This is a genomic window from Congregibacter litoralis KT71, assembly GCF_000153125.2.
Taxonomy (GTDB): Bacteria; Pseudomonadota; Gammaproteobacteria; order Pseudomonadales; family Halieaceae; genus Congregibacter; species Congregibacter litoralis.
This window is the reverse complement of record NZ_CM002299.1, coordinates 581,400-593,394: the sequence shown is the minus strand read 5'-3', so window position 1 is coordinate 593,394 and position 11,995 is coordinate 581,400. Positions and strand designations below refer to the sequence as shown.

Below are 11,995 nucleotides of genomic sequence, written 5' to 3'. Positions count from 1 at the left end.
TTCTCCTTCCTTGCCATCATCGGCTTAAGCTTTCCTTACCAGCGGTGGACTAAGGGCGAAGCGCATAGCCCTGCTGCTGCAGCAGCACGTGCGTCGTGGTCGCCGAATGCGTCATCTCCACACCCGGTAGCAGGTCGTCAGGGGAAATATCCCGGGCCACTGCGTTCTGACCGCAGTACAGCACCTTCACGTTGTAGCCCTGGAGAATACTCAAAAGCTCAGCATTGGGGTTCTTGCCGCCGTAAGCGTCGTCATTCAGCAGGTCTCTGTGTGCCGTGCCGTGCACCACCAACGCGATGTCGACGTTCTCCGGGGGGATACCGTTGGCATGCTGAAGATTGATAAAGCCGGCAGCAATTTTAAAGCGGTTGTTCACCTCGCCCGTGACCCCACCATCCACCACATCAATGGCGAATTTAAAGCGCGTATCGGCGGGTAGAGGTTTTGCCGTGGGCACATCGGCAAACCGGCCATAGCCCTTGATCAGGCCGTCGGAATGGAAGTCTTCAGGCCCCGCCAGGACACCCTGAGGGAGAAGCAAAGCCGCAGAAATTACCGTAAACCATCGCATTATCATCATACTGATTTACCTTTTCTTGAAGATTGAAGATCAACGGCCAGTTTAATATCTCCAGCTGCTCACATCAGCGCCTTCGGGCGCACTTTCCTCGATACGCTTGAGTATCCTGGGCACGTACATCCAGTTGTAGCGCAGGCGAGACAGGTGGTTGCCGTTCTCCTGATCACCATTCCAGCAGTGTTCCGCGCGATCACCATAGTCCACTTCGCCGCCGTAATACGGCGCGGTTGTGCTCTCCAAAAACTCTTCGACGAGGTACACGGCATTATTGAGATAGTAGTTATCCATGTCACCGGTGTAGATATGTAGCTTGCCTTCAAGTTTAGGACCCAGAGTTTCCCAATCACGGCGCAGGATATAGCTAAGATCAAAATTCTCTTTCCAATAGGCCGCTATTTCCGGATCGATGTCGCCCGTCTCGGGATCCCAGAGATCCGCAGGGTAACCGTCGTCATCCATGGGCGAGAAGGTCGCCTCCCAGATATCAAACTGCTGCCCCGAGCGGTTGCGATCGCCCAGCACACGCTCCAGGTCATTCTGATCCTTGATGCTCGCCGTGACATTACCCAGATAATCCCGTCGCCCGGGTCTGGGGATCTTCTGAAAATCACTCGGGTAGTAGTAGGCGTTGCTGTCTTCGTAGATGTTCATGGTGAGGTAGGCACGAAAATCGATGGGATCGGGGCAGGCGACAAAGGCCCCGTTAAACTCATCGGGGTAAAACATCTGCGTAGCCATGGCCTCCCAGCCGCCCGTGGAGCCGCCGTAGGTAAATCGCGCCCAGCCTTCGCCGATGCCGCGGAACTGCTCTTCGATAAAGGGAATCAGCTCATAGTTGATCGCGTCACCGTAGGGGCCCTGGCTTGCAGAGTTCACGGCATAGGAATCGTCGTAATAGGGCGTGGGATGCTGGATCTCGATGGCCAGAAAACGCGGGAAGTCATCGGCTATCCAACGCAGGTAGTTATTGTGCGCCTCCTGTTGCTGGATAATGTTGTAGCCTTCCATGCTGAAGCGCTCGCTGTACACCGGCTCGAGATCAGGGTCCGGCGGCTCGGGACGAAAGGCGCCAAAGTCACTGGGAAAATGCCCGTGAAACACCATGAGGGGGTAGCGTGCCTCGGGATGCTCCTCGAAGCCGTGGGGCAGCAAAACGTGCGCGCCCAGATACACATCCTCACCCCAGAACTCCGACAACAGTTCACTCTTCATGCGCACATGCTTAACAAACTCCGTGTCCCGGGCCGGCTCTATGGGGGGAATCTGCTGATCCAGCACAATCTCGTACACACCATCGGGGGTGATATCGAGGGCTACGGGCTCTGACAGATAGTTACCGGGCTTGCGATTCCATTGCTGGCCCTCACCCTGATCCGGCGGCAGGCTCACGGTTTTGCCGTTGCTCAATGTAAAGTCCTGGTAGCGATTCAACAGCGCCTGAACGAAGTAGCGCCCCGGAGGGAGTTCCGCCAGCGAGTTAATGGGAAAGCCAATATGCGCAGCGTCGATGAGCATGTCGGCACCCGGTGCCCAATCGCTGACATTGCGACCGTAAATCAGCTGGGTGTCCAGGGAGTTATCAACAAGAAACCTGGGCTCGTCGCGGTCCGTGTTGGAGAGCATAAGGAGCAGGCGGCCGTCCTGGGGTTGCGTCCCCAGGGCCTCGTCAAAACGAATGGTGAAAGCAGGCCCCGAAGCGGGCTGCTCAGCAGCGGGCACGGCGGTCGCCATGGGCGCTTCGTTGCAGCCCCATAAGCCGCCAAGGAGCACTACGGTGGTAAGGGCTTTAAGAGGTAGTTTCATAATCGGAGCGTCCTCAAAAAATATGCAGGCGACCATAGCACAATGGTTTTCTCTTGATCATTGCGAGCTATGTAAAATGGCGGGCCCGCATGTCGGGCAAAGCCGAGCCCAAGATTGCGGAACACATACATAAAGAAGGGAGTGAAGTGGAGTGAGTGAAGATCTTGAAAGAGGATTCGATGAGGTTGTTTTAGGCCGGCGAAGTATTCGCGGTTTTAAACCCGACCCGATCCCAAAGCCTGTGATCGAAGAAATTGTGTCCCTGGCAACGCGCGCGCCCTCTTCTTACAACTCCCAGCCCTGGCATGTGCATATTGCTGCCGGTGATGTATTAGAGGCGATTCGTCGGGACAGTACCGAGCGCACCGCATCAGGTACCGCGCCGTCCTTCGAACGTATGGAGTCCGGTGCCTATGAAGGTGACCATCGCAAACGTCAGATCGAAGTCGCGGTTCAGCTCTTTGAGGCCATGGGTATTGTGCGGGATGACAAAGCCGGCCGGGATAACTGGACCATGCGGGGCTTTCGAATTTTCGACGCACCCCTGTTGATGGTGATCACCTACGATAAGCAATTGCAGGGTGGCGATATTGCGCCCTTTGACTGCGGCGCCCTGAGCAACATGCTGGTCAATGCCGCCTGGTCCCGAGGCGTTGGATCCGTGATTAACAGTCAGGGTGTTATGCACTCGCCGGTGGTACGCGAGCACCTCAATATTCCTGAAGACCAGGTGATCCTGATCAGTATTGCGCTGGGTTACCCCGACGAGAGCTTTCCGGCTAATGCCGTCGTGTCAAAACGACGCCCCGTCGACGACGTTGCCACTTTTCTCGGCTTTGAATGAATCGGGAACAGGGTCAGCACTCATGAATGCGGAAAGAAAACCTTAGGCGTCACCCGCAAGGCACCACTAATCTGTTAAGCGCACACTCAGGTTACCGGCCTGAAGCTTTGCGCGAAGCGTACAGCTGCCGGTGCCCTGTTCCCAAAGCACCTCGGAGCCTACGAGGAGTTTGCGCTCGTCAAAGACCTCCTTACCTGGTGTTTGCAGGTTGGCATCGCCAATGTTGGCGTCAAGCTTGACGGTGCCAACGCTGGCGGCGGGAACTCGGATGCTCACATCGCCGGCGCCGGCTTTCACATTCAGGCAACCACTGGGAAGGTCGACTGCCAAAGCCCCAGCATCCATACCAATATCCAGATCTTCGATCTCTGGCACCTGCACGGTAAAACGCAAATCAGCGTGTCGCGTTGTATAGGCTGAAGAAGGCTTGAATGACAGCGTAGACCTGTCGCCCTGCTGGGTTATCACGATGCCCGCCTCCTCTGCGTTTTTACGACAGGTTTCACCGTCGGCGCTACAGAAAAACCGCACAGCCACGTGCAGCAAGTCATCTTCCGAGGACTCCACCACGAAGTCACCCGCCGGTAGATTCAAAACAAGCGAGCTGCCTATTTGCGTATCGAGGGTCTTGGGCGGCGTCACTTCCACATCGCGAACACCGCTGGAAACACAGCCAACCAGAGGCAGGAACAGGACCGGAACGAGGAGGGAGCGAAGCATTTGCAGAATCTCTCGACAAAAGCGCAGTGTAGCGTAGGGTCTTACGATTACTGTATGCGTTCTATCGCGCTATGGACTCGTTACGTCGCGCGCAGCAAATCTACCAAATTCCCGAGGGCAAGCTAGTCAGAGGTAGATGCAGTCTCTATCCCGTAGTAGCTCTCATCCAACGGCGGATAACCAAGGATCGCGCGCTCTTCATTGACGCGCACGAGGTTCGCGCGACGAAGAGCCGCAAAGCGCGGGTGAAGCTCCAAGGACTTAAAGGCTCGAGATTTAAACAAAAACACGTCCAGGGGGTGGCGCTTAGCAAAGGCTGACTCCAAAAAATCGATGCTCGCCTCGTCGTCGCCGGCAATCGCCAGGTACAGCGCTTCATCAAGATCACGCCCTGGAGACACGTCGCCGCCCGCACGAAACATATCGATGGTGAAGCGCCAGCGCTGCATTGCATCGTCATAGCCGGCATTGTCACCGACGGTACGCAGCGCCAGCGCCAACTCGGAATAGGGCGGAGGGTTCACTGTCACCGATGGACGCAATTTGGTTGCGTAAGTCTCCAGGCTGCCATCAAACGCCGAGGCGAAATGCCCGGCAAGCTCAGCATCAGATTTCGTTTCAGACAGCACTCGTATGTAAATGGTATGTGCTGCGTAGTACTCAGGAAAATCAGCAACGGCTTTGCGGGCCTTGGCAAGCGCCTCAGATTCATTGCCCTCTTTAAAATCCCCGTAGGGCTCAAAGAGCGGTCGAAGCTTATGGGGCCCGTTGTACTCGGCATTGATACCGAGGTCGTAATATTGAGACCGCAATTCCCCGGAGGTTCGGCGGTCGAACTCTTCCAGCGGCACGGTTTCCTGCAGAAGAATGCTCTCGGCAGGTTGATTATCAAGGTTCAAAAGTCCTGATTGAAGTCTTATGCTCTCGGCTCTTCCCGGATTAGCGCGAATGTAACGCTCGCCTACTTTCTTGGCGGTTTCAAAATCGCCAATACGATAGTTATATAGAATTGTATTGGTCACGCCTGGACGGTAGAGAGGATCAATGTCAACCAGGGTCTTTAATTGATCTGCCACGTCCCGAAGCCGACCATTAAACGAAAGAGCCAGGCCTAGCCAGTTGCGCGCATCCAAGGAGTTAGGGTTGAGTTCTATCGCCCGCCGCAAGCTCGATACCGCAAAATCCGGTCTGCCCGTATCAGCGTTAATCAAACCCTGTACTGCATAAGCGTCAGCAAGTTTTGAGTCCAGCGCAAGCGCTTTGTCGACGTTTGCACGCGCATGCGCCAACGCCTCTTTGGCCGGGATACTCCCGTAGGACCCAGGCCGGTCCGAGAGCAACGTGTAGGCCTTGGCGCGGGATGCATACGCCGGCGCATAGGTCGGATCTATCTCTATCGCCTGATTGAGTAATTCCAGCGCCCGCTGCATGGCGGCTTCGTCACGGGTAGAAATCAGGTCCCGAGCTTCCAAAAACAAATTGAAAGCACTGATGTCTGTGCGAGCGGCCGGCGCGATAGACGGTGCCTTATCCGACATCAACTCATCGGTCATCGCGACCAGAATCTGCTGCGCAATGTCATCCTGCACGGCAAAAATATCGCTGAGATCGCGGTCGTAGGTTTGCGACCACAAATGGAAACCATCGCTCACCTGAATCAGCTGCGCGGTCACCCGCACCTTATCGCCCTGGCTGCGCACGGATCCCTCGAGAATATGTGCCACATTGAGCACCTGGCCGATCTCGCGAAGATCTTCGTTACGACCCTTGAAGGCAAAAGACGAGGTGCGACCCGCCACCTTCATGCCATCGACCTGCGCCAGTACGTTCAACAGCTCTTCGGAGATACCGTCGGCAAAGTATTCCTGATCACCATCGGGCGACAGATCAGCAAAAGGTAATACGGCAATAGATGCGTCTTGAACAGGTGGCGTAGCCGCCGCAACCATCGCCTCGTCTGAGGTCGACGCGGACGCCACAGTCTCTGCGGCGGGAACCGTCTCTTGAGGAAGAAACCGCGGTAACACCATCGCCCCGGCAAACACTAGCAGCGCCAGAATCAGCACCATATCGAGCTTAGAGGCCGTCTGCTCCGTAATACTGTCTTCGGTTGATACGGCGGAAGTGCGCTGAATTCCCTCGGGGGTCAGCTCAAATGCCCAGGCAAACACCACAACAATGGGGAATGCGATAGCGAGAAAGGACACGGCTACGGCGTCAAACCAAGCTGGTAAGGAGATGGCCTCTTCCAGCGTGGCGGCAACCTGCACGATCACCCAGCTGACGACCACATACACGCCCGCTACGCGAAAGACATTACGACGCTTGAGTTCGCCGAGAAAGCTCACATCATTAACCTCAAAACCGGATGCACTGACGATAGCGCATTCGGTCTCGCAGCACTACTGATCAAACTACGGGGCAATGTCTCATGAAGCTTCGACACATCATCGCAACTACGGCGCTCTACGACCCTAGCTTTGATCATCCGTTGCCAAAATCGCCTGTAAGAGCACCGACGCGCCCCGCGCCATGTCTTCGGGTGAGGTGTACTCAAAGGGTGAATGACTGATGCCACCCTTGCTGGGCACAAAAATCATACCCGTAGGCGTTATCTGAGCAAGATCCTGGGCATCGTGCCCCGCGCCCGAGGGCATACGCTGGTAGCTGTAACCCAGACGCTTAGCCGCCGCTTCGATAATGTCACGCGTCTCGGTGTCCGTCGGTGCCGGCGGTGATGCCGTGTCCAACTCCGTAAAGCTGATGGTCGTGCCCCGGGCGGTCGCGATGCGCGCTGCTTCGGCTTCAATGAGCCTGAACACCTCCCAAATTTTATTCTCGCTCAGATCCCGTACTTCCAGACTCATCACCACCTTGCCCGGCACGACGTTGGGCGCTCCGGGGAAGGCCTCTATGCGGCCCACGGTGGCCACCTGACGGCCTTCGAGCTCCAGGGCAATGCGATTAATCGCCAGGGTCAGTTCCGAGGCGGACACCAGAGCATCAACGCGTTGCGGCATGGGGGTAGTACCGCCGTGATTGGCCACACCGCTTACGGTGATGTCCCACCACTGAATTCCCACAATGCCCTCGACGACACCGATCTGAAGATTCTTTTGCTCGAGAATCCCGCCCTGCTCGATGTGCAGCTCAAAAAAGGCGCGGAGACTCTCGGGGCTGCGAGCCGCCTCGGCGATGCGCTCGGGATCGCCACCGACGCGAGCGATGCCATCGCGGGTAACCAGGCCACTGTTGGACACAACATCCATGCCGGCCTGGGTGAGCTTACCCACCATGGCCCGGCTGCCCACCAGACCGCCCTCTTCGTCGGTAAAGCTGACGAATTCCAGGGGGTGACGGGTAGTAATATCGGCGTCATTCAAAACGCTGATGACTTCCAAGGCGCCCACCACCCCCACCTGCCCGTCGTAGTTGCCACCGCCGGGCACGGAGTCGATGTGCGAGCCAAACATAATCGGCGGAAAGCCCGGCTGGGAGCCTTCGCGGCGACCGATGATGTTGCCTGCCGTGTCCGTGCGCACGGACAGGCCCAACTCACGCAGCTCTGCCTTGAGCCATTCCCGGGCGGCTAAATCTGCATCGGTAAAGGCGACGCGGCTGACACCTCCCTCGGGATTGGCACCAAAGGCAGCCAAGGCTTCGATGCGCGACTGCATGCGCTCGGCGGTGGCGGTGAGCAGCGGCTGCGCAAAGGCCAGGCTCTGGCTCAGCATCAAGGCAACGAAGCCAACAAATAGTCTCATGGAACTCTCCCGGCGTTTTTAGGGTGCTTTCAGGTATTGATCAAACCAGGCAAGCCAGCGCTGGTAGCGATCTTTGATAAAGCTCGGTCGACGAATCCCGTGATGCTCATCCGGGTAGACGACCAACTGCGTGTCGACACCCAGACGCTTCATGGCAATGTACATCTGCTCGGAATTAATGATGGGAACGTTCCAATCCACTTCTCCGCCCATCCACAACGTTGGCGTAGTGATGTCTTCAACCTTCCAAAACGGCGACAGGGCATCCCAGCGCTCGCGGTTCTCCCAGGGCAGGCCAAACTCCAGTTCATACATCAGCTGATACTGATCATGGCCGTAGTTAGCGGGCACCAGGCCCAAACTCGCGCCGGAGGACGCGGCCTTGAATCGCGTGCTCTGGGTAATCACGTAATTAGTGAGAATCCCGCCGTAAGACCAGCCGCCCACACCCATGCGGTCGCCATCGACCAGACCGATCTCTATTCCGTGGTCCACCGCTGCAAGTACGTCCTCAACATCCTTTTCGCCCCAGGCGGCGACAGTGCCTTTGGCAAAGGCCTCGCCGTAACCGACAGAACCCCGGGGGTTGGGCATGATCACTGCGTAACCATTCGCGGCAAAAAGCTGTGCCGTATCGCGGTAGCTATAGGAGAACTGCGAGGCGGGTCCGCCGTGCAGCCATAAAATTGTGGGGTAGCGCTTGCCCTCTTCGTAGCCCACGGGCTTCACATAAAAGGCTTCCACTTCGGTGCCATCGGCGCTGGCAAAAGCGCGCTTCTCAACCTGGGGACGAGAGACATCCGCAAGGAGCTCCGCGTTAACCGAGGTGAGTGTCGAGAGGTATCCATCACTGAGGGAAAACAGATTGGCGGGCTGATCGGCGCTCTCAGCCAAGACCACGGTCATATCGCCCCTGCGCGCGACATCACGCACCGTAACCGGCCCTTCGAGATCGCGCCGGAAGTTTTTTCCATCCGTGCCGATGGAGGCAAGGTGAACCTGACCCTCGTCCTCGAGGCGAAAACTGATTCGCCGCCCATCGTCACTGAATTGCGGATCCGACAGGTTACGATCGAGTTTCGGCGTCAGGATCTGACGTTTCTCGCCGTCCAGACGCGCCAAAGCGAGACGTCGGGTGGGTGTTAGCGCCGAGCCGCCCACGTCGGGCCCCAGGGAACTGATGTAAGCAATACTCTTACCGTCAGGGCTCCAGCTTGGAGACCGCTCCCGTCCGCTGTCCTTGGTGATTTTTTTGAGGCGGTGGTTTTCATCATCAACATCGACAACCCAGATATTGCTGCCGTAGTAAAGGTCGGGATTTTCCGAGCGATCGCTGACAAAGGCGACAGACTTGCCATCGGGACTCCATACCGGATCATCATCATCGTAGTCACCAAAGGTGATCTGCACCGGCGCGTCATCACCCGGGGTGTACACATAAAGGTGATCGCGCCGACGATCCAGGTAGCCCTGATAGTCCTGTTTAAACTGCATGCGATCGATAACGTAAGGCAGCGGCTTATCGTCATCGTCTTTGTCTTCGGTCAAATCCGCGGGGCGGGGATCTTTGATCGTGAGCAAAAGCCGAGTTCCGTCGGGCGACCAGGCAAAGTCGCTGACGCCTTGCTTAACGTTCGTGACCTGCATAGCTTCACCGCCCAGGCGGTTGAGACTCCAAACCTGCGTCCTGGCGTTTTCACCGCGCGATGCGGTAAAGCTCAGATACTTGTTGTCAGGGCTCCAGCGGGGGCGGCTTGCGGAGCTATCCGGCGAGGTCATGGGAATGGGCTCACCGCCCTCCGTCGACATCATCCAGATTCGGGTGCGGGATTTGTCTTCCTCAAGATCTTTCTGACTAACGGTATAGGCCACCCAGCGCCCATCGGGGCTGATCTGGGGATCCCGTACGCGCTCCATCGCCATGAGGTCATCGATGGTCATCACGCGTGATTCGGGGTTGGGCTGGGCTTGGGCGCCCGCCGTCGCCAAAGAAATACCTAAGGCGAGAAAAAACATACAGGAAGTCACAAATCGCATGGTGAGTCCTCAGGAGCAGGGCAAATGAAAGAAGAGACAAGCCGTATCAGAGGCTACTGTTTTTAAAAAACCCGTCAACCACGCTGAATCCGCTGCCCCTCTGCCACGCGAAAGACTTTGCGCCGTTTTAGCTCGCCGAGAAACCCCACAAAAGATGCCTGCAAAGGCGTCAGGACAAACCATAGCCTATCGCCGGAACGGAGACTACAGGCCTTTTTGCTTCGAGATTATGGCTTGAAGATGCGACAGGCACCTGGGCTATCATTGGTCACGCCAAACCCCACCACCGCGGAGAATCCCATGCGAATTCTGTTAGTCACTCTTTGTCTGCTTAGCAGCCAGATCTTCGCGCAATCTCTGCCGGGGTTTCGCGAAGAGACTACGGCTTTCTCGGCCGAATCAGAAACGCGCCGTCAGCTATTGCAGGTTTCTCTGGGCCGCGTCCCCGCAGACTTACTCATTCGCAACGTCACCCTGCTGAACGTCTTCACGGGCAACTGGGAGAATGCACAGGACATCGCCATCGCGGGCGATCGCATCGCCTGGGTGGGTAATAGCGGCAACTTTACGGGCAAAGCTCTCGCCACGCGTGATGCCAGCGGCTTGTGGGCCGTTCCCGGCTTTGGTGAATCCCATAAACATATCGAGAGCAGCTACCTCACGCCGGAGTACGAAGCGGAGCTGGTCGTGCCCTTTGGCAGCACCTGGACCGTAGAGGGCTCCCACGAAATCTCCAATGTCGTGGGCAAGAACAATGTGGACTTCTGGCTTTACGCCGAGGATGCAGGGAGCCCCCTGAAGATCTTCCCGGCCGTAGGCTCAGCAACGCCACCTACGGTCTATGAATCCGGCGGCGGCTACTACGGTCACGATGAGATGGCGGCTTTTATGGATCGCGACCTGCGGGTTGTCGGTTTAGGCGAAGTCATGGACTGGACGGCCGTCAGCGAACTGGAGGCGCCCGGCCACAAACGTATCTGGGGCATGATGCAGGCGACCCGGCAGAACCGGGGGGTCGTCGAAGGCCACGGTGCGGGTCTTGTGACATCGGCGGAGATTAACGCCTTTGCGGCGGCGGGGTTGTCCTCGGATCATGAGGTTCGCCTACCTGACGAGGGGCTGGAGAAACTTCGCCGCGGTGTGTTTCTGGAAGTGAAAGTCCGCGCCATGCGTGATTTGTTCCCTTTCCTTATAAAGGAAGGCATCAGCGACTGGAGCAACATCTCTGTCACCACCGATGATCGCGATGTGCACACCACCACCCAGCTGGGATCCATGGACTACAACATTCGTTCGGCCATTAAAGCGGGCGTTCCCACAAAGATTGCCTATCAGCTGGGTAGCTACAATACCGCCCGGCACTTTCATATCGATCACCTGGTAGGCAGCATCGCGCCGGGGCGCTTCGCGGATATTGTGCTCCTCACGGACCCCGATACCGTCGCCGTGGAATCGGTATACGCCAGCGGGCAGCTGGCCGCGCAGAACGGCAAGTACCTATTAGATGTACCCGAGATCGAGTATCCGTCCTGGGCAACGAACACCATGAACGTGGGTCGCAAACTCACCGCCAAGGACTTTGCCATGCCTGCACCGTCGAATCGCGATGAGATGGATATCGCTGTCCTTGAGCCTTTCTACTTCAAACCTGAGCTGCCCAAAGACACGCTCGCCGTCACCGACGGTGAACTGCACGCCGACCCTTCACGGGGCATCAGCAAAGTCGCCATGATTGATCGCTATCACGGCGATGCGGCACTCTCCACCATGTTTTGGCGTAACGTGGGACCAGTCTCTCCCCGCTCCGCCCTGGCCAGCTCCCAATCCCATGATCTTCACAACATCTGGGCCCTGGGCAATGACGATGCGGCTATGGCGTTGGCGGCAAACACCGTCGCCGAGATGCAGGGTGGCTGGGCGCTGGTGCACGATGGTGTTGTCGTCGCCAAGGTTCGTCTGGAAGTTGCGGGCCTGGTCTCCCAGCGCTCCGTCACGGAAGTAGGCGCCGAAGTAGAGGCGCTCTTCAATGCCGCTGATCAGATGGAGTGGATCGGCAATCCGGGTTTGCCGGAGCGCATGCGCTTTGCGTTTTTAACCGCATCGCCCTGGAAGTGGCAATTGGTAGCGCCCTACGCCGATAACCCCGGCGGACTCGTGAACATCACTACCGGCGAGACACACCCCGTCGCCTGGTGATGCGCCTGGTCCCGTTTCTGGGGCAACCTCTTGCTCTATTGCTCGCTCTGC

8 protein-coding genes are annotated in these 11,995 nt (G+C 57.3%); 2 read left to right on the top strand and 6 right to left on the bottom strand.

Features of this window, described 5'->3' with window-relative positions:
* Nucleotides 1-49: 49 nt before the first annotated feature.
* Complete coding sequence (locus KT71_RS02765; protein WP_008293004.1) at nucleotides 50-580, bottom strand: DsrE family protein; 531 nt, start codon at nucleotides 578-580, stop codon at nucleotides 50-52.
* A gap of 42 nt (nucleotides 581-622) precedes the next feature.
* On the bottom strand, nucleotides 623-2,383 hold the full coding sequence (locus KT71_RS02760; RefSeq protein ID WP_023659864.1) for an alpha/beta hydrolase: 1,761 nt from the start codon (nucleotides 2,381-2,383) through the stop codon (nucleotides 623-625).
* Nucleotides 2,384-2,534: 151 nt separating this feature from the next.
* Here KT71_RS02760 and KT71_RS02755 point away from each other — a divergent pair, with 151 nt between their 5' ends.
* On the top strand, nucleotides 2,535-3,227 hold the full coding sequence (locus tag KT71_RS02755; RefSeq protein WP_023659863.1) for a nitroreductase: 693 nt from the start codon (nucleotides 2,535-2,537) through the stop codon (nucleotides 3,225-3,227).
* Between the two features lie 66 nt (nucleotides 3,228-3,293).
* Here KT71_RS02755 and KT71_RS02750 read toward each other — a convergent pair whose 3' ends face one another.
* From KT71_RS02750 to KT71_RS02735, 4 genes are all read right to left on the bottom strand, one after another.
* Nucleotides 3,294-3,947: a hypothetical protein gene (locus tag KT71_RS02750; protein WP_008293008.1), complete on the bottom strand. Its 654-nt coding sequence runs from the start codon at nucleotides 3,945-3,947 to the stop codon at nucleotides 3,294-3,296.
* 122 nt (nucleotides 3,948-4,069) lie between these two features.
* Nucleotides 4,070-6,295: a tetratricopeptide repeat protein gene (locus tag KT71_RS02745; protein ID WP_008293009.1), complete on the bottom strand. Its 2,226-nt coding sequence runs from the start codon at nucleotides 6,293-6,295 to the stop codon at nucleotides 4,070-4,072.
* A 126-nt stretch (nucleotides 6,296-6,421) separates the two neighbouring features.
* Nucleotides 6,422-7,711, bottom strand: coding sequence for a Zn-dependent hydrolase (locus KT71_RS02740; RefSeq protein WP_023659862.1), 1,290 nt, complete (start codon nucleotides 7,709-7,711; stop codon nucleotides 6,422-6,424).
* 18 nt (nucleotides 7,712-7,729) lie between these two features.
* On the bottom strand, nucleotides 7,730-9,748 hold the full coding sequence (locus tag KT71_RS02735) for a S9 family peptidase (protein WP_023659861.1): 2,019 nt from the start codon (nucleotides 9,746-9,748) through the stop codon (nucleotides 7,730-7,732).
* A 300-nt stretch (nucleotides 9,749-10,048) separates the two neighbouring features.
* On the opposite strand from KT71_RS02735, the gene KT71_RS02730 reads away from it, so the two are divergent.
* A complete protein-coding gene (locus KT71_RS02730) occupies nucleotides 10,049-11,944 on the top strand; it encodes an adenine deaminase (protein ID WP_023659860.1) in 1,896 nt (631 codons plus the stop codon).
* Nucleotides 11,945-11,995 lie beyond the last annotated feature (51 nt).